General features: G+C 43.5%; 17 protein-coding genes. 2 read left to right on the top strand and 15 right to left on the bottom strand.

Annotation, left to right across the window (positions count from 1 at the left end):
- Nucleotides 1–331: 331 nt before the first annotated feature.
- From hpf to E4T82_RS06930, 3 genes are all read right to left on the bottom strand, one after another.
- Nucleotides 332–874 (bottom strand): ribosome hibernation-promoting factor, HPF/YfiA family, encoded by a 543-nt coding sequence (gene hpf / locus E4T82_RS06940; RefSeq protein WP_075105565.1) that lies wholly within the window; start codon nt 872–874, stop codon nt 332–334.
- A 76-nt stretch (nt 875–950) separates the two neighbouring features.
- On the bottom strand, nt 951–1,616 hold the full coding sequence (locus E4T82_RS06935) for a ComF family protein (RefSeq protein WP_135182126.1): 666 nt from the start codon (nt 1,614–1,616) through the stop codon (nt 951–953).
- Entirely contained in the window at nt 1,582–2,901 is a 1,320-nt protein-coding gene (locus tag E4T82_RS06930; RefSeq protein ID WP_135182125.1) for a DEAD/DEAH box helicase, read from the bottom strand. The genes E4T82_RS06935 and E4T82_RS06930 overlap by 35 nt, the downstream gene beginning before the upstream one ends.
- Before the next feature lie 66 nt (nt 2,902–2,967).
- Here E4T82_RS06930 and E4T82_RS06925 point away from each other — a divergent pair, with 66 nt between their 5' ends.
- Together E4T82_RS06925 and cysK are read left to right on the top strand one after the other, a co-directional pair.
- Nucleotides 2,968–3,600, top strand: a complete 633-nt coding sequence (locus E4T82_RS06925; protein WP_135182124.1) for a YigZ family protein — start codon at nt 2,968–2,970, stop codon at nt 3,598–3,600.
- 88 nt (nt 3,601–3,688) lie between these two features.
- Nucleotides 3,689–4,609 carry a cysteine synthase A gene (gene cysK, locus E4T82_RS06920; protein ID WP_135182123.1) on the top strand — a complete coding sequence of 307 codons (921 nt, stop codon included), beginning with the start codon at nt 3,689–3,691 and terminating at the stop codon, nt 4,607–4,609.
- Between the two features lie 40 nt (nt 4,610–4,649).
- On the opposite strand, the gene E4T82_RS06915 is transcribed toward cysK, so the two are convergent.
- The 12 genes from E4T82_RS06915 to gmk form a co-directional block, all read right to left on the bottom strand.
- Nucleotides 4,650–5,012, bottom strand: a complete 363-nt coding sequence (locus E4T82_RS06915; RefSeq protein ID WP_135182122.1) for a S1 RNA-binding domain-containing protein — start codon at nt 5,010–5,012, stop codon at nt 4,650–4,652.
- A gap of 1 nt (nt 5,013) precedes the next feature.
- Nucleotides 5,014–6,414 (bottom strand): bifunctional Cof-type HAD-IIB family hydrolase/peptidylprolyl isomerase, encoded by a 1,401-nt coding sequence (locus tag E4T82_RS12970; RefSeq protein WP_135182121.1) that lies wholly within the window; start codon nt 6,412–6,414, stop codon nt 5,014–5,016.
- Nucleotides 6,415–6,442: 28 nt separating this feature from the next.
- Nucleotides 6,443–7,087 carry a response regulator transcription factor gene (locus E4T82_RS06905; RefSeq protein WP_135182120.1) on the bottom strand — a complete coding sequence of 215 codons (645 nt, stop codon included), beginning with the start codon at nt 7,085–7,087 and terminating at the stop codon, nt 6,443–6,445.
- Nucleotides 7,056–8,075, bottom strand: coding sequence for a sensor histidine kinase (locus E4T82_RS06900; RefSeq protein WP_135182130.1), 1,020 nt, complete (start codon nt 8,073–8,075; stop codon nt 7,056–7,058). The genes E4T82_RS06905 and E4T82_RS06900 overlap by 32 nt, the downstream gene beginning before the upstream one ends.
- Entirely contained in the window at nt 8,075–8,770 is a 696-nt protein-coding gene (liaF, locus tag E4T82_RS06895) for a cell wall-active antibiotics response protein LiaF (RefSeq protein WP_135182119.1), read from the bottom strand. The genes E4T82_RS06900 and liaF overlap by 1 nt, the downstream gene beginning before the upstream one ends.
- 146 nt (nt 8,771–8,916) lie before the next feature.
- On the bottom strand, nt 8,917–10,899 hold the full coding sequence (gene pknB / locus E4T82_RS06890; protein ID WP_135182118.1) for a Stk1 family PASTA domain-containing Ser/Thr kinase: 1,983 nt from the start codon (nt 10,897–10,899) through the stop codon (nt 8,917–8,919).
- Nucleotides 10,896–11,636 carry a Stp1/IreP family PP2C-type Ser/Thr phosphatase gene (locus E4T82_RS06885; RefSeq protein ID WP_135182117.1) on the bottom strand — a complete coding sequence of 247 codons (741 nt, stop codon included), beginning with the start codon at nt 11,634–11,636 and terminating at the stop codon, nt 10,896–10,898. Before E4T82_RS06885 ends, pknB begins: the two co-directional genes overlap by 4 nt.
- An 18-nt stretch (nt 11,637–11,654) precedes the next feature.
- Nucleotides 11,655–12,965, bottom strand: coding sequence for a 16S rRNA (cytosine(967)-C(5))-methyltransferase RsmB (gene rsmB, locus E4T82_RS06880; RefSeq protein WP_135182116.1), 1,311 nt, complete (start codon nt 12,963–12,965; stop codon nt 11,655–11,657).
- Complete coding sequence (gene fmt / locus E4T82_RS06875) at nt 12,955–13,890, bottom strand: methionyl-tRNA formyltransferase (protein WP_135182115.1); 936 nt, start codon at nt 13,888–13,890, stop codon at nt 12,955–12,957. Before fmt ends, rsmB begins: the two co-directional genes overlap by 11 nt.
- 144 nt (nt 13,891–14,034) lie before the next feature.
- Nucleotides 14,035–16,413 (bottom strand): primosomal protein N', encoded by a 2,379-nt coding sequence (locus E4T82_RS06870; RefSeq protein WP_135182114.1) that lies wholly within the window; start codon nt 16,411–16,413, stop codon nt 14,035–14,037.
- Nucleotides 16,414–16,502: 89 nt separating this feature from the next.
- Nucleotides 16,503–16,817, bottom strand: a complete 315-nt coding sequence (gene rpoZ, locus E4T82_RS06865; protein WP_135182113.1) for a DNA-directed RNA polymerase subunit omega — start codon at nt 16,815–16,817, stop codon at nt 16,503–16,505.
- A gap of 17 nt (nt 16,818–16,834) precedes the next feature.
- The gene (gene gmk, locus E4T82_RS06860) at nt 16,835–17,458 is read right to left on the bottom strand and encodes a guanylate kinase (protein WP_135182112.1); all 624 of its coding nucleotides are present in this window, start codon (nt 17,456–17,458) and stop codon (nt 16,835–16,837) included.
- Between the last annotated feature and the right edge of the window lie 392 nt (nt 17,459–17,850).

Raw genomic sequence — 17,850 nt, 5'->3', positions numbered from 1 at the left:
ATCTTTTTTTGTTCATTGACGGTTTATGTTGCCATAAACCACCCTGCACGTTTGGTTCGTCTTCTTTAATTTTCAAAGGTCTTGTAATGCCGATCTCTCAAGCGATAACTATATTAGTATATCACCTTCTCAATCCTTTGTCAATATCTTTTTTCTACTTTTTTTAATTTTTTCGTGTCTTTTTTTCGTGTTTTTTTCCGTGTGTCGATTCCACATCTCTAACAATAAGGAAAAGACCGAGGGAATCTTACTGCTAATTTAAGCTAATACAAATCACTTAGGTGTGTCATGGGGGAATAAAAAATATCTGCAGATATCTGCAGATATTTTTTTAAGCTTTGACTTCTAGTAAACCAAGGCCACCGTCTTCACGTTTGTAAATGACATTTGTTGTAGAGTCTTTCGCATCTGTATAGATGAAGAAATCGTGTCCTAGCAATTCAAGCTGTAAAATGGCTTCTTCTAAATCCATTGGTTTCAAATCAACTTGTTTGGTACGAACAACTTTTACTTCTTCTTCAGCTTGCTCAACTAATTCTTCTGTAAACAATTGGCTAGTTGATACTTTTTGACGATTTTTCTTTTCAATCTTTGTTTTATTTCGACGGATTTGGCGTTCAATCTTGTCCACTACTAAGTCGATTGATCCATACATATCTTGAGAAATGTCTTCTGCACGAAGTGTAATTGATCCTAATGGGATCGTCACTTCTACTTTGGAGCGTTTATCGCGGTATACTTTTAGATTTACTTTCGCATTTAACTCTTGATCTGCATGGAAGTATTTTTCAATCTTAGCTACTTTTTCTTCGACGTAACTACGAAGAGCGTCTGTTACTTCGATGTTCTCTCCACGAATGCTAAATTTAATCATAGTAAATACCTCTTTCTAAGCTTTCGCTTTTGTTCACTACCATTATACCATATTAGGATTTTTTTGCAAACGTTTACTAACGAGCAAGTGAAAAACTTGCAACTATTTTCGCACCATTTTTCATCAGCACTTGCTTGGCTAACTGGACGGTCGAACCTGTTGTGTAGATATCATCTATTAGGATAATGTTTTCGGGAACAGCTGTATTTTCTACAATAGAAAAGGGTTGTTTTAGTTCTAGCCGTTCTTGACGGGTCTTATCTGATTGCTTTTTAGTATCTTCTTTTTGAAGAATTTCCTGAAAGGAAAGTCCTGCGCTACTGAGCAAGCCTGTGACTTGGTTAAAACCACGCTCTGCCATTCTCTTGTCGCTAATAGGAATAGGTACAAATGCATAGCCTCTTTTATCTTTGAAATAGGTCTGTAATTCAGTTGCAAATACCGTCCGCAACAGATAATCACCTACAAATTTGTAGCGACTGAAATAGTCTGCCATGTGCTCATTGTAGCGATAAAGGCTTTCATGGGAGACAGCTGCCCCTTGTTTCTCCCAATAGAGACAGTCGGAACAGACGTTTTTTTCTCCTTCTTTAAAGCAAGTCGGACAATGAATATCTGATATAGGTGAGAACCCCTGCCGGCAATCCAGACATATCCCTTCCCGCTCTTTCTTTAATAGAAGAATATCTGAAAACAAGACCCGCTTTTTAAGAGTTTGCTGACATAGTAGACACAGTGCCATATCCTGCCTCCTGATTCATCAATCGAATTTCCTGGATGGCCTTTTCAATCGCATGGTTCCTCCCGTTATGAAAGAAAAGCAATTCCCCTGTCGGTCTCTCCATGCTCCTGCCAACTCGTCCAGCAATCTGAATCAAAGACGACGATGTATAGAGGTAATGATTGGCCTGCACCACAAAAACATCAACACAGGGAAAAGTAACACCGCGTTCTAAAATCGTTGTTGTCACCAAAATCTGAATTTCCTGCTTGCGAAATTGTTCAACGATTTCCAGACGATTTTCAGTCTGGCTGGACACGAATCCAATGCCTTGGTCTGGAAAATAGTCTGCTAGCAACTGGGCAAAAGCTTGCCCCATACAAATTTCGGGTAGAAAAATAAGAAGCGGGAAGCCTGATTGCCGTTGCTCAGCGATTTTTTGGCCTAATTTGGGGACCATTTTGTTCTTCTTGAGATGTTTATCAAAGTGATCCAGCCAGACCTTTTGCGGGACAACTAGTGGATTACCATGAAAACGCCGTGGCAATCGCAGGCGGTGCAGTTCTCCTGTGCGAACCTTTCGTTCCAATTCGTCTGTTGAAGTAGCTGTCAAAAACATGGTGACACCATCGTCTTTGACGGCATTGTCTACAGCACGATAGAGCATGGGATTATCTACATAGGGAAAGGCATCTACCTCATCAATCAAGACTAAGTCAAACGCCTGATAAAATTTCAGCAGTTGATGTGTAGTTGCAATCACAAGAGGTGTGCGAAAATAGGAATCTGCCGCACCGTGTAACAGACTAATTGGACAGGTAAAATCATGCTGTAGGCGCTCGTACAACTCGATACAAACATCAATCCGTGGACTGGCTAAACAGACCGCCCCACCTACATTAATCGCATCTGCCACGACCTGATAAATCATTTCGGTCTTTCCAGCCCCTGTCACGGCATGAACCAAGGTATCTTTTCTAGCTTGAAATTGCTGCCGAAGCGCATCTGAAATCCCTTGTTGCCAAGCGGTCAACTGTCCTTGCCATTTTAAAGAGTTTTGTGGTGGAAAGGGCTGTTGAGGAAAATAGTACAGCTCCTCATCCGTCCTGACACGTCCTAACACTATGCACTCCCTGCAATACTGAGCGCCATTTGGTAATTGGTGCCTGTCTTCAAATACGGTGGAGCACCGAAAGCAGGCCTTATCTGCCGTATAACTCGGTAGCGCCTCAGCCTGCAGGCGTTCTTCTTCTGTTAATTGATGATGCGTATATAATCGTCCGTAGTAATCTGTCAAATCTATCATGCTTATTTATTCGCAATTTTTATCCGAAAACTTGTCATCTGTGCAAAAACTTAGTACAATCATGGTATGAAAGAATATCGAACCATTACTGCTGACGGAATAGTAGGAGAAGAAATTAAAAAATCGCGTTTTATCTGCCATTTAAAACGGGTGACTTCAGAAGAAGAAGCCCGTGACTTTATCAATGCGGTAAAAAAAGAACATTACCGCGCCACCCATAACTGCTCTGCTTTTATCCTTGGGGAAAACATGGAAATCAAGCGGTCATCAGACGACGGCGAGCCCTCTGGAACTGCTGGTGTACCCATGCTGACCGTTTTGGAAAACAATCAACTGACCAATGTGGTGGCCGTTGTCACCCGCTATTTTGGTGGGGTTAAACTAGGAGCTGGAGGGTTGATCCGGGCTTATGCTGGAGCAGTCGCCCATGCCGTGTCTGAGCTTGGGATTGTTGAGGTCAAGGAACAGCGAGGTATTGGGATTACGATGAATTATTCCCAATATCAGGAATTTGCTAATTGGCGGACGACACATGCTTTAGAAGAATACGACACTGAATTTTTAGCGGATATTCGGACCATGATTTTTACCGATAAGCAAGAGACGCAGGACATCATCAATAGTCTGATAGAATTTTACCATGGAAAAATCCAAGTAGAAAAGGCTGATTGCCGTATCGTTGAAATTCCTGTACATTGATAACACCTATCACTACGATAGGTTTTTTATATTTTACAAACGATGGGGACAGGAGTATACTGATAGCAGTAAGAAATGGAGGTGCCGTATGGCAATTTATCAAAATATTACTGAATTAGTTGGACATACTCCCATCGTGAAATTAAACCATCTCGTACCAAAAGGGGCTGCAGATGTGTATGTGAAGTTGGAAGCCTTCAATCCTGGCTCATCTGTCAAAGACCGGATTGCTTTGGCCATGATTGAACAGGCTGAAAAAGATAATATTATCAAACCTGGAGATACCATTGTCGAGCCGACCAGCGGAAATACTGGAATTGGACTCGCTTGGGTCGGAGCTGCAAAAGGCTACAAGGTCATCATTGTTATGCCTGAAACCATGAGTATTGAGCGCCGTAAAATCATTCAAGCCTACGGAGCAGAGCTGGTTCTCACTCCTGGTAGCGAGGGAATGAAGGGAGCAATCGCTAAAGCCAATGAAATTGCAGAGGAGCAAAACGGTTGGGTACCGCTACAATTTTCCAACCCTGCTAATCCAAAAATCCACGAGGACACGACTGGTCAAGAAATTCTAGAAGCCTTTGGTGCAACAGGACTCGATGCCTTTGTCTCTGGAATTGGGACTGGTGGAACGATTACAGGTGTCTCTCATACTCTCAAACAAGCAAATCCCGCTATCAGTATTTACGCTGTTGAAGCGGATGAATCGGCGATCTTGTCAGGTGAGACACCTGGACCTCACAAAATCCAAGGAATTTCAGCAGGATTCATTCCTGATACCTTGGATACCAAGGCTTACGACCACATTATCCGCGTCAAATCAGATGATGCACTTGCGACTGGTCGTGCGGTCGGTGGACAAGAAGGGTTCCTTGTTGGAATTTCTTCGGGAGCTGCGATTTACGCTGCGATTGAAGTCGCAAAGGAACTAGGAGCTGGTAAAAAAGTATTAGCAATCCTTGCTGACAACGGTGAGCGTTACCTATCGACTGCCCTTTATGAGGGATAAGTAACTATATAAAAGGAATTGGAACATACTCCAATTCCTTTTACTTTTCTTGCTTTTCTAAGAATGTTTTGGCTTCTTTGATCCAATACGGTAGATGATTAGCTAGAGGTTCAAAACCGATTTTGTAGCGGTCACTTGTAAAGCGGTGAGGACGCGGGACCTTCTGCTTTTCTTCTTCTAGTGTTCGTAGAGATAGGCTAGCTTTCTGAGTGTATTCATCGAAATCCACCACTTGAACGAGAAGTTCCTGTCCAATCTTTAGTTGGTCTCGGATATTATCAACATAACCTGTTTTGATTTCTGAAATATGAATCAATCCAGTTGTTCCATTATCTAGTTCTATGAAGGCTCCGTAAGGCTGAATGCCGGTCACTGTCCCGCGTAGTTTCTCTCCAATTTTCATCTTAATCCTCAATTTCGATTGTTTCAATGATGACATCTTCGACTGGCTTATCCATCGCCCCTGTTTCAACTGCAGCAATAGCATCTAAAATAGCGTAGGATGCTTCATCTCGCAATTGACCAAATACGGTATGGCGTTGGTCTAAATGCGGTGTTCCACCTTGTTCTGCATAGATTTCTGCAATGGGGGCTGGCCAACCACCTCGTTCTAATTCCTTTTTAGCATACGGTAGGTTCGTATTTTGAACGATGAAAAATTGACTACCGTTGGTATTTGGTCCTGCATTAGCCATTGAAAGTGCTCCGCGGATATTAAAGACTTCCATTGAGAATTCGTCTTCAAACGCCGCTCCATAAATGGACTCACCACCCATACCTGTTCCGGTCGGATCACCACCTTGAATCATGAAATCCTTGATGATACGGTGAAAAATCACACCATCATAGTAGTCATCTTTAGCAAGCGCCACAAAGTTTGCGACTGTTTTGGGTGCAATATCAGGGAATAATTGCAAGCGCAGGTCACCATGATTGGTCTTAATCGTCGCACGCGGTCCCTTGACATTTTCTAAATCTAACTGTGGGAAATATTTTTCTTTTTCTACCAAACCAAACTCCTCCAAGGCATGTAAAATGCCATCTTCTTCTACTGTTTTTGTGATATAATCTGCTTTTGCGGCTAAATCAGGATGAGACACGCCCATGGCAACACTGATTCCTGCATAATCGAAGGCTTCTAAGTCATTTAATCCATCGCCAAAGACCATAACATTTTCTGGTTTTAAACCAAGATGCTCAACAACTGCGGCAATCCCTGCTGCCTTCGATGCGTCTTGTAGGATAATATCCGATGAAATTGCTTCCCAACGGACGCTACGCAACTCTTCTTGCAAGTCTGCTGGAAGTTCGACCTCTCTACCTTCTTGCTCAAAAGTCCAAATCTGATAAATGGAATTTTCTTTATAAAAATCGGGATCTGTTGCCAAATTTTCATAAATAATATCAATAGTCTTGCTGATGCGCTCATCGCGATGAGACAGGGTCGCCTTATGGCCTCCCATTAAGCCATAATCAATTCCTTCTACCTTGGTCCACTCGATACACCGTTCTACCAGTTCTGTCGGAATCGCTTTTTGACGGATAATATTTCCTTTTGCATCCTCAACAAAACTGCCGTTAATCATGGCAAAATAGTCCGGCTTCAAGACCTGCAATTCTGGTACTACACCGTAAATAGCACGCCCAGAAGCAATCCCAGTTAAAATCCCTTTTTCTTTCAAGGATTTAAAGACATGCGCCAGGGATGCTGGGACATAGCCCGTATCCTTAACACGCAAGGTATCATCAATATCAAAAAAGATAATTTTTATTTTCTTAGCTTTATATTTTAATTTTACGTCCATAAATCTCCTTTTTTCGCCTCCTATTATATCATGATTCTGGGTCTTGCGCTACCAGTCCATGCTGAAAGGCATACACAACTGCTTGCGTCCGATCACTCACAGCTAATTTGGACAAGATGTTAGAGACATGGGTTTTCACCGTTTTCAATGAAATAAAGGATTCGTCGGCAATCCGTTGATTATCGTACCCCTTGGCAAGCAGAGCCAAAATTTCCTTTTCACGCGCTGTCAAATCCTCATGCAAAGCAGGGTGGCGTTTTTGATGTTCCATTTTCTTTTCAACTTCTGTTTCAATGGCAAGCTCTCCTTGAGAGACCTTGCGAATGGCTCGGACAATTTCTTCGGCACTCGATGTTTTTAACATGTAGCCTTTGGCACCTGCTTTTAAGACAGGATAAATCTTTTCATTGTCAAGATAGGAGGTCAAAATCAAGACCGCTGCTTCTTTCCATTCTTTGAGAATTTCTAAGGTCGCATCCACTCCAGACAACTGGGGCATTACCAAATCCATGACGATAATGTCTGGACGTAATTCCAGAGCTTTTTCAACTCCTTCTTGACCCTCGCTGGCTTCTGCGATGACCTCAATATCTGCTTGTAAATTTAAAAAACTTTTTAATCCTAGGCGGACCATCTCATGATCATCCACCAATAAGACTCGAATTTTGCTCATGTTCTTTTCCTTTCAATAGTGGCACACGAATGTCGATTGCCACTCCCTTATCCGGTGCGGTGCGAATTTTCACGGTTCCTGCCATATCTTCAACCCGTTCCTGAATGTTTTGCAAGCCGTAGCTGACTTCTTGTTCATCATTTTTGACAAAACCGACTCCATCATCGGTCATTTTTAACTGGACTTCATATTCTGATTGTACAAGATAGACATCCAGATGGTGCGCTTTTGAGTGGCGTAGGGTATTGCTGATAATTTCTTGGCCAATTCGGAAGAAATGCTCCTCAATCGCGGTTGGTAATTCCTCCACCTCATGATGAAAATGCACTTCAATATTGCTCTTATCGCTGACCTCTCGCAAAATTACCTCAAATCCTTCGACCAAATCCTTGCCATCTAACTCACTGGGACGCAGGTGTAAGAGCAAAATCCGCAAATCTCGCTGGGCCGTTTCAAGCATATTTTTGACAATGCCCAATTGTTGCTGCAAGCTATCTGGCTCAAGCGTGTCCAAACTGCTCGATAGTCCTGATAAAATCATACTGCTAGCAAATAATTCCTGACTGACCGTATCGTGTAAATCACGGGCAATTCGCCTGCGTTCACTTTCGACAATCTCTTCTTTTTTAACTAGGTCATGATTGTCAATCAGCTGCACCCGACGGGTCAAGCCCCGTACCTTTTCAGATAATTGAAGCAAGAGCTGGTCGTCTTCTGATGAGCTGCGGATATTCTTGTTTTGAATAATGGCACGGATTTTCTGTCGCATCCCTTGAGTTGCTATAATCGCAATGGATTGTACCAAAACGACCAGAAAAAAGGTCAGAATGACAATCAAGAGAAAGACAGTAAAAAGAAACTGTTCTGTTGATGTCCACAAGGACACATCCAGCAGAGACTGGTGAAGTAAGGGAAAGACGGCTGATAAGACCACTAAAACAATCAAGGTTGCATACCAGGCAAGCAACACAATGGTGGCTTTCTTAATCATACGCGAACCACCTCCACATCACCAAAGAGGCAATTGACCACAACCTTTACCCGCTTATGGGAATCCTTGTAATAGGGGCTCGCAATTGAAAAACTCTCATTGCGCAAGTCCCAGTAAGATAAGCCAAGGAAGTATACCCGTCCATAAATGCTAGAAGCTGACAGAGAGACTTCGACGTCAATTGGCACGATAATTTTTGTCTTACCAAAAGTCTTACGCACCACAACAATATTGTCTCGTCCTACTAAGATGGTCTCATCAAGATCCACAACGTCATTTCCGAACAGCCGAATGATATTGACATCTTCAAAGCCATACGAATCCTGCGAATGGTCTTGATTGCCAAACCATTTGGTCTTTTGTTTATGTGCTTCAAGGGCTGTATCTTCTAAATGAAGATGGGTGTATTGATTTCGCTTTTCATACCTTGAAAAGAAGTTGATGAGCATGTAGATTAAGAGGAAGATGACTCCGATGATAAAGTAGGGATTCAAGACAAAGACTAGAAAAATTAAAAAAATCGCACTGGAGAGAAAAACACTCGTACTCTTTCTACCTGTCACATACCAAATTCCCAGCAAAAGCAGAGCAACTAGTAAAATGGTCCGAGCTGCTTCACTTGCTAACACATCAAAGCAAGCTAAGGTAAAAATAATACTTTCTACTAGTAAAAAAAACTGGACTTTTCTCATCGCGTGATTCCTTTCCTTACTATTGTACCAAAATTCTTCAGAATTACCTCCTTCTAGGGTAGTAAAAAAACAGTCCAGTGGGCTGTTTTTTCACGAGCTTGAAAATATGAAAGCGAGTACGCACAGTGAGTTATTTTTTTCCATTTCTAATTATTTGGGCTACTAGTAGTTGTTGAACTACTTCCAGAGGTACTTGAATCGGCATGGCTACTTGTCGATGACGATGTAGTAGCTGGCACAGATACATAAAGCGTCACGCTGTCGCCAATAGTGGTACCAGCAGAAGGATATTGTCCTACTACCAACTCGCCCGAAGCAGTATAATTAACATCTTCAACCTTTTCAACAGTGACATTGACTCCTAAGTTCTGAAGTTGTCTTCGCGCATCTGCATAACTGACTTTTAATATACCAAAGTCTGGCATCACTGGTGCTGGACCTTTTGAGATGACAAGATTAACCGTTGAATCTTTGGCAAGAGCTTCTCCCACACCTGGTTCGGTGCGAATCACAATGCCTTTCTGGTGTGAATCATATTCTTCGGTTGTTGTCCCAACCTTCAAGCCTGCTGCTTTTAGTTCTTGCGTAGCTGCCTCGAGACTTTTCCCAACGACATTCGGAACTTGATGTTGTTCAACTCCCTTGGATACAGTTACTGTAATAGTACTGCCTTTTGCTTTTGAAGAATTGGCTTTGGGATCTGTCGAGATGACCTTTTTGGCTTCCACACTATCGCTGTAGCTCTGCTCTTCTTTTACAACAAATCCTACCGCCTCTAGCTCAGTCCTTGCCTCCTCAATATCTTTTCCGACAACATCTGGAACGGTCACCGCATCCGTCGTTGCTACGACGATATCAACCGTACTACCTTCCATTTTTGAGGTGCCCGCCGCTGGATTGCTTCGGATGACCTTCCCTTCTTCCACTTCTGAAGAAGGCTCCTCTGTCACCTTACCAACTTTCAAACCCGCAGTTTCAATCATCTCCTGTGCGACTTCTAGTGTCTGTCCACTAACATCTGGAACCTTGATGGTAGCAGGGGTATTCAAAAGCAGAGCAGCAACTGCAGCAATAATCAGCAAAATTGCTCCAAACAATACTTTATAGCGTGTCCGCATTTTTCGTTTATTCTTTAAAGGCGGTGCTATTGGACGTTCTGAAGGTCTAGAAGAAGCATCTTTCTTAGGCTTAGGCGATTTAGCAGAAGGCGGTTGTTGCTCAGTCGCAATTGTCGATAACTTTGGTAGGGTTTTAGAATCTACTTTTCCGTCTTCTAAGACAACTTTCTTTTCATTCAGGCGATTATTAGACAAGGAAGAAGCAATATCCGCATACATCTCAGCCACCGTCTTATAGCGATCGGTGAGCTTTTTAGCTGTTGCTTTTAAGACGACATTTTCAAGTGCCTGGGGTACGCTAGGATTCTCTTCTCGTACAGAAGGTAGCGCTTTTTGGAAATGCTGAAGCGCAATCGTTACAGCGCTATCTCCATCATAGGGAATTCGACCTGTCAGCATTTCAAACAGGATGATCCCCATAGCATAAATGTCACTTTGAACTGTTGCTTTTGATCCACGCGCCTGTTCAGGTGATAAATAATGAACAGAGCCTAACATCGAGTTGGTCTGGGTTAAGCTGGTTTCGGCAAAGGCTACTGCAATCCCGAAATCCGTTACCTTGGCTGACCCTTCTTTGGTTAGCAAAACATTCTGCGGCTTCAAATCACGGTGTACGATGCCACGGGTATGGGCCATTCTCATCGCCAAAAGGATTTGTCCCATGATCCGTACCGCTTCGTCATTGGACAAAGGGGCATTTTCTTTAATATAGCGTTTTAAATCGAGGCCATCGACATATTCCATCGCCAAATACTGTTGTCCGTCTTCTTCGCCAATGTCTGAAATACGCACAATATTCGGATGGTCCAAATCCGCCATGGCCCTAGCTTCGCGCTGAAAACGTTGCACGGCTATCTGATCGGTTTGATAGTTGGTTCGAAGAACCTTAACAGCAACTTCTTCGCCGTCCAAAATCAAATCTTTTGCCAGATAGACATCTGCCATTCCGCCACGCCCGATTTGACGGACAATTCGGTAACGATCAGCAAAGATTTTCCCAATCTGAATCATTGCCTAGCCTCCTCAGTCATGTGGATGAGGGCTACAGTAATGTTATCTGTACCACCGGCATTATTGGCAAAGCGAATGAGACTTTCTGCCTTACTGTTTAAGGATACTTCACTGAGGATAATATCACGAATATCTTCGTTAGAAACCATATTCGTCAAACCATCACTGTTGATTAAAATGTAATCGTCTGGCTCTAACGTTTTTAAAGCAATGTCTGCTTCAACAGGATTTTGTTGTCCGATAGACTGGGTAATGAAATTTTTCTGTGGATGGTGCTGCGCTTCTTCCTCTGTCAATTGTCCTGCACGCACCAAGGCGCCTACCAGTGAATGATCATTGGTCAACTGGCTGTATTCCCCGTCGCGCACCAGACCAATTCGCGAGTCTCCGATATGCGCATAAATCATTTGGTGGTCAATGATGACAACAGCTTCTAAGGTTGTCCCCATCCCACGGTATTCTTCTGTCTGTCCCAACTCATGAATCTTTTGATTTTCTTCTTCAAGGACAGTAGAGAACCATTCACGAACATCATTCAAGGTGTGAATTTGTGTATCTACCCATGAAATCCCCAAATCTGTAGCTGCCATCTCACTCGCAATATGCCCTGCGCGATGACCACCCATACCGTCTGCCAATACAATCAAATCAATACCTGCGCGGTTTGTATAACGATTGACATAATCTTGGTTATTGGTACGTTTCTGACCTACGTCTGTTAATAATGAAATTTCCATCTGGTCCATTTCCTCCTCTTACGATATTCGCTGAAATTGACTGATAAAGAATCCATCACTCCCATATAATTCGGGGGTGATGAGAATACAGCCGTCTTGCAGAATATCTTTTCTCTTATGTTCTAATCTTACTTGTTTAAAGTTGGGGTGTTTGGCTAGGAAAGCCTCAACCACTTGATAATTCTCTTCTGCCACAATGGTGCAGGTGCTATAGGTTATTATACCACCTTTTCTCAGACTTTGACAAACATTGTTCAATATCTCTAGTTGAATTTGTTGCAAGGCTTTAAAATCCGCTATTTCCTTATTGTACTTGATATCTGGCTTTCGCCGTAAGAGACCAATTCCCGAACAAGGGGCGTCTACCAGAATCTTGTCAAAGGCATCTGCTCCAAACTCCTGGTAAACTTCTCTAGCATCTAGCTTTTTGGTGATGACTTTATCTGCCACATCGAGGCGCGCAGCATTTTCCTCAATCAAGGCTAATTTATGATCGTACAGGTCGAGAGCTGTGACAGTTCCCGTCGTCAAATAGCTTGCGATGTGAGCTGTCTTTCCGCCCGGCGCTGCGCAGGCATCCAGCACATTTTCATCTCCTTGAAGAGCCAGTGTCGGTGCCACTAGCTGACTACTTTCATCCTGAATGGTCAACCGACCTTCTTTAAAGCTCTCGGTTCCTGCAAAATGACCACTCGCCTTGACCAAACCGACCTCTGACAAGAGAGAAGATTCTGCTCCTGTTTCCACTTTGATGATTTCTACATCCCGAGGATTGGTCACACGGACACTGACCTTGTTGCGAAGCAGCAAACTCTCAAAAATCTTGATCGCCCGCTCCTCACCATATTCGTCCATCAACTTTTTCACCAACCATACTGGAAGGGAATACTGAATGGACAAGCGTTTATTTTTGCGTTTTATACTTTCAATAGCTGGTAGGTCATTATCTGCTAGTTTTCTTAAAATTGCATTAACAAACTTATCTGTTCCTCGCCTTTTCTTTGCCAATTCCACCGCTTCATTGACAATGGCATGATTGGGAATTTTATCCAAATACAGAATCTGATAAAGGCTCACCATGAGCAGATAATAGACCCAGGAATCTAATTTATCCCTGTCTTCAATCACATGCGCTAGATACCACTCAAGCGTAATTTTCCGCATGACTGTACCGTAGACCAACTCGGTCACAAGCCCCTTGTCTTTTTCTGACAAGGTAGAAGTTTTCAGAGCCTGATTAAGAGCAAGATTGGCGTAAGCTCCCTCATCAAAGACCTGGCCTAAAACGGCCAAGGCAAGACCTCGCGCTGTTTCTTTTTTATTCACCAAAGCGATCCCCTACTGCTAACTTACGACCAAATCCGTTTAAAAAGTCTGCAATACCCATTTTCGGCTTGCCTGCTGGCTGAACGGTTTTTAGAGCAACAGCTCCCTCACCTGTTGCAATGAGCAATTCTTTCTTGCTAAGTGCAATAATTTCTCCCGGTTGACCTGAACCCTCAGCGATATTCGCTTCATAAATCTTAAATCGCTCACCGCTTAGAAGAGTATGAGCCACTGGCCACGGATACATGCCACGAATTTGGTTAAAGACCTGACGATTGGTCTTCGCCCAATCGAGACGTTCTTCTTCTGGGCTGATATTGGGGGAGAAGGTCACTTGACTCGGGTCTTGTGCTTCTGGCTTCAAGTCTCCGGCTATATAAGCAGGGAGATTTTCCAACAGTAAATCGCGCCCTACGACTGCTAATTTCTCAAACAATGTGCCGACGTTATCTTCATCAGTAATGGCAATCGCAGCTTTTGCAATCATATCGCCCGCATCCATTTCCTTGACCATTTCCATGAGGGTCACACCAGCCTCAGTATCTCCATTGATGAGAGCGTAGTGAATCGGTGCACCACCACGGTATTTCGGTAGAAGTGACGCATGGACATTGACCGCAAAAGACACGCTGTTTAATAGTTTGGTTGGTAGAAATTGACCGAAGGCTGCCGTGACGATTCCGTCTGCACCAAGCGTCATCAACTCTTCTAATTCACTGCTGCCAGATAGCTTTTCCGGCTGATAAATCGGCAATTCATGCGCCAACGCTACTTCTTTGACTGGTGTCATTCGGATTTCCTTTTTTCGACCAACTGCACGGTCTGGCTGGGTAACGACTGCTAAAACGTTATAATTGCCGTCGCTCAACAAGCCCTTGAGGACTGTTGCTGAAAAATCAGGTGTCCCCATAAAAATTACTTTTGTCATCCGCATACTCCTTTTCGCTTCATTTTCCAAAGGTACTATCTATCCTATTATACCATTTTCTGACCTATTTCTATGTCTGAAAGCCTTCTCAGCCCTGATAGAGGATAGCAAGTTTTAAAAAGAAGAAGGAGGGGAGCTAATCCCTCACATCATATTTTGTGGTTCATGGTCAATCACAACACGTAGATCTTGATTTTCCCTTTCCTGAGTCCAGTCGAGCACACGGTTCAGGACCTGACCCAAATGCGGTTCCTTGCGATATTTGACAATTATTTGATAATGATATAGATTATGGGTCCGCGCAATCGGTTTTGGCGTTGGACCCAGCAATTGAACCTGAACGCTCAGTTGCTCCCGTAATAATTTCACGATCTCAAAGGCTTTTTTAGCGACCAGTTCTTCAGACTTATGCGACAAGGTCAAGCCAACTGTGTAATAGTAGGGCGGATAGCCCCAGGCCTTGCGCATGCCCATTTCATACTGGTAAAACCCTTCATAGTCCTGCTCCTTGGCAAAGGAAATGGCATAGTGATTCGGATTGTAGGTCTGAATCACCACCTCTCCTGCCTTATGAGCCCGGCCTGCTCGACCCGCCACCTGCGTGAGGAGCTGGAAGGTCCGCTCTGCCGAACGAAAATCAGGTAAATTCAGGGCTGTATCCGCATTTAAAACCCCAACTAAGGTTACATTTGGGAAATCCAAGCCCTTGGCAATCATCTGCGTTCCAAGGAGGATGTCTGCTTCCCCGCGACCAAAGGCCGTCAAGATTTTCTCATGACTTCCTTTTTTCCGTGTCGTATCGACATCCATTCGGAGGATTCGTGCTTCAGGCAAGAGCTCCATTAGCTCATCATAAGCCTTCTGGGTCCCCGTCCCATAATAACGAATGGCAGAGCTATGGCAATTCGGACAAAAGCGTGGAATATCCTTTTGAAAACCACAATAGTGGCAATTCATCGTCTTAGTATCCATGTGGAGAGTCAACGAAATGTCACAATTCGGACACTCATCCACTGCGCCACAATCCCGACACATGACGAAAGAGGAATAACCACGCCGATTGAGCATCAAGACTACCTGTTCATTTTTAGCTAGCTTTTCCTTGATTTTTGCAAGCAAAACAGGGGTAATCGTACTGGCTTCCTGCTGACCAATGTAATCCCGAAAATCCACCACCTCTACTGAGGGAATCTGCGCTTGAGGATTGGCTCGTTGGGTCAGTGTCAAAAAGCCATAAAGCCCCTTGCTCGCTCGCGCCCGACTTTCCAAACTCGGAGTAGCAGACCCCAGTACTAGGACCGCCCGATTATAATCCGCTCGTAGTTTCGCCACATCCCGCGCATGGTAACGCGGATTTGAATCCTGCTTATAGGTCGCCTCATGCTCCTCATCAATGATAATGGCTCCGATATTGGCCAAGGGAGCAAAAATCGCCGAACGAGCCCCGACCACTACCTGAGCCTCTCCGCGTTCAATCTTGCGCCATTCATCGTACTTTTCGCCGTCAGATAAACCCGAATGTAGAATCGCCACTTTCTGGCCAAAACGAGCGATAAAGCGATTGGTCATCTGTGGGGTCAAAGAAATTTCAGGGACTAGCATAATAGCTGTTTTTCCCTGCTGTACAACATAATCAATCACTTGCAGATAAACCTCGGTCTTTCCGCTCCCAGTTACTCCTTCTAGGAGATAGCTTCTACTTTCCCGACCAATTTCTGAGATGATTTCTTGGACCGCTGTTGCCTGCTCACTATTGAGCTGCAAAGCCTGAACTTTCTTTACACCGTCAAAATAAGCCTGCGTACGACTGACTTCTTCTTCCCAGATTTTAATAGCCCCCTGTTCTTCAAAATAGCGAATGTTTTCTAGTGAAAAATCCTCGCGCAAGTCCGCCAGAGGAGCAGGACCGTCTTGCTGCAACAAGATTTCTTTTAGGGCCTGCCGTTTTTTAGCACGATTGCTAATCACAAGATTCTGCAATCGGTCAAGCTCTACCTGATACCACTTTTCAGTCCTAATCTGTTTCTTATCCTTGGCCAGATAGTCAACGGTAATTTTACCAGCCTGAGTTAGTCGCATGACTCGGGCCTGCTGCTGAATATCCAAATCCGAGAAATGCACACTCTCTTGACCACCAAAAATGTCTTTGCTATCTGCAGCTGATAAGCCCACCCCTTGAGAAAGCACCTTGTCATAGGAGGAATTGAGCAAGTTAGGCAACATAGCTTTTAAGAGGGAAATCTTATAGGAAAAGACCGTTTTTCGCAACTCATCCGCTAGCCATAATTGTTCCACATTTAAAACCGGTGAAAAATCCAGTACCTCCACAATGTCTTTCGTATCCGTATCCGTTTTTTCTGAAAAACCAACCACAATTCCTTGAATGAGCCGATTGCCATTCCCAAAGGGAACATGGACCCGCATACCCGCTTCTAACATGTTTTCAAATTCTTCCGGAATATGATAGGTATAGGCTTGGTCCGTCTGCATCAAGGGGACATCGACGATAATCTCTGCAAACATTCTGGCTCCTTTCTATCTCTTCTCTTCACTAATTGATACCCAATCAACATCAAAATAAACCCAGTTGGAATGCCAACTGAGCTCTGCTCTTAAATCTTTTCGCCGTCTTCTTTTTCTTTGGCAATCTGCGCTTTAATCTTCCGTTCTTCCTCTTCTTGACGAAGTCGCTCTTCCTCTGCACGGCGACGAACAGCTTCCCGTTTTGCATCTGGATCTGGATGAATCACCACATTGCCAGATTCAATTTCTTCCAAAGCACGCAGAGTAGATTTGACAGAAGTAAATTCCTGAGTTGCCTTTGCTCCTGCCTCCAATTCATGCGCACGTTTTGCTTCTAAGATGACCAATGAATATTTTGAAGGCACCTTGTCCAATAGTGTATCAATAGACGGTTTTAACATCATAGCTCTTTACCTAATTTCTAATTTTTTATCTCTTGTAGCATGTCTTGATAATGCCCAATGACACGGTCCACACGGAAATGTTCCGCCTCAATCACCCGCTTCACTCGCTCAGCTGCTAAAGGCACCTCATCATTGACAATAGCATAATCGTATTCCCGCATGAGGGCGATTTCTTCTTTTGCCTTTTCAATCCGCTGGGCAATAACTTCTGCACTATCTGTACCTCGTCCAACGAGTCGCCCCTGCAATTCTTCCAAATCAGGAGGGGTCAAAAAGATAAAGACCGCATCGGGAACTTTCTTCTTCACCTGTAAAGCCCCTTGGACTTCAATCTCAAGAAAAACATCAATGCCCTTGTCAAGTGTCTCGTTGACATAGGTCAATGGCGTACCGTAGTAATTTCCAACATATTCTGCGTATTCGAGCATCTGTCCTTGACGGATTAGCTCTTCAAACTCTTCACGGGTTCTAAAGAAGTAATCCACCCCGTCCACCTCACCCGGGCGCTGAGGACGCGTTGTCATCGACACAGAATACTGAAAATGATTTTCCGAACTTTCAAAAATCTCACGTCTAACCGTTCCTTTGCCTACTCCAGAAGGTCCTGAAAAAACGATTAACAAGCCACGATCTGCCATCATATCTCCTTCACAATCTTTCTACTTAGTGTATCAAAAAAACAAGCCTTTTTCAACTGCTTTTCATAATCTTATCAAATAAAAGTTGTACTATTTGATATACATGAACATTTACTATTTTGATCGTTTCTTGTAGTGCAGACGCAAGCAAACTTCTTCTAAATTTCATAGCTCATTTTTGATCCTAAGCTCTCAAAAACGCCGTTCTTAGCAACGACTTCGCTAGCACTAAGAGTTCTACTATTGCGAAACATTTGCTCTCACCTAACCTAATCAATCGAAGAACTAAGAAAGGAAAAACAATTTGACTCATTCTCCGGCTGTCAAGTTTAGCATCACATTCTTTTTCAGCAAATAGTATTACTACTCTACTTCAGATTTTTAGTGAATAGAAA

The organism is Streptococcus cuniculi, from assembly GCF_004570575.1.
Taxonomy (GTDB): Bacteria; Bacillota; Bacilli; order Lactobacillales; family Streptococcaceae; genus Streptococcus; species Streptococcus cuniculi_A.
The sequence above is the reverse complement of the archived record's forward strand: the minus strand, read 5'-3'. Positions and strand labels throughout refer to the sequence as shown.

Coding starts and splice junctions, on each gene's coding strand:
- hpf (WP_075105565.1), bottom strand. CDS start 874: ATGATTAAATTTAGCATTCGTGGAGAGAACATCGAAGTAACAGACGCT.
- E4T82_RS06935 (WP_135182126.1), bottom strand. CDS start 1,616: ATGGCACTGTGTCTACTATGTCAGCAAACTCTTAAAAAGCGGGTCTTG.
- E4T82_RS06930 (WP_135182125.1), bottom strand. CDS start 2,901: ATGATAGATTTGACAGATTACTACGGACGATTATATACGCATCATCAA.
- E4T82_RS06925 (WP_135182124.1), top strand. CDS start 2,968: ATGAAAGAATATCGAACCATTACTGCTGACGGAATAGTAGGAGAAGAA.
- cysK (WP_135182123.1), top strand. CDS start 3,689: ATGGCAATTTATCAAAATATTACTGAATTAGTTGGACATACTCCCATC.
- E4T82_RS06915 (WP_135182122.1), bottom strand. CDS start 5,012: ATGAAAATTGGAGAGAAACTACGCGGGACAGTGACCGGCATTCAGCCT.
- E4T82_RS12970 (WP_135182121.1), bottom strand. CDS start 6,414: ATGGACGTAAAATTAAAATATAAAGCTAAGAAAATAAAAATTATCTTT.
- E4T82_RS06905 (WP_135182120.1), bottom strand. CDS start 7,087: ATGAGCAAAATTCGAGTCTTATTGGTGGATGATCATGAGATGGTCCGC.
- liaF (WP_135182119.1), bottom strand. CDS start 8,770: ATGAGAAAAGTCCAGTTTTTTTTACTAGTAGAAAGTATTATTTTTACC.
- pknB (WP_135182118.1), bottom strand. CDS start 10,899: ATGATTCAGATTGGGAAAATCTTTGCTGATCGTTACCGAATTGTCCGT.
- E4T82_RS06885 (WP_135182117.1), bottom strand. CDS start 11,636: ATGGAAATTTCATTATTAACAGACGTAGGTCAGAAACGTACCAATAAC.
- fmt (WP_135182115.1), bottom strand. CDS start 13,890: ATGACAAAAGTAATTTTTATGGGGACACCTGATTTTTCAGCAACAGTC.
- E4T82_RS06870 (WP_135182114.1), bottom strand. CDS start 16,413: ATGTTTGCAGAGATTATCGTCGATGTCCCCTTGATGCAGACGGACCAA.
- rpoZ (WP_135182113.1), bottom strand. CDS start 16,817: ATGATGTTAAAACCGTCTATTGATACACTATTGGACAAGGTGCCTTCA.
- gmk (WP_135182112.1), bottom strand. CDS start 17,458: ATGATGGCAGATCGTGGCTTGTTAATCGTTTTTTCAGGACCTTCTGGA.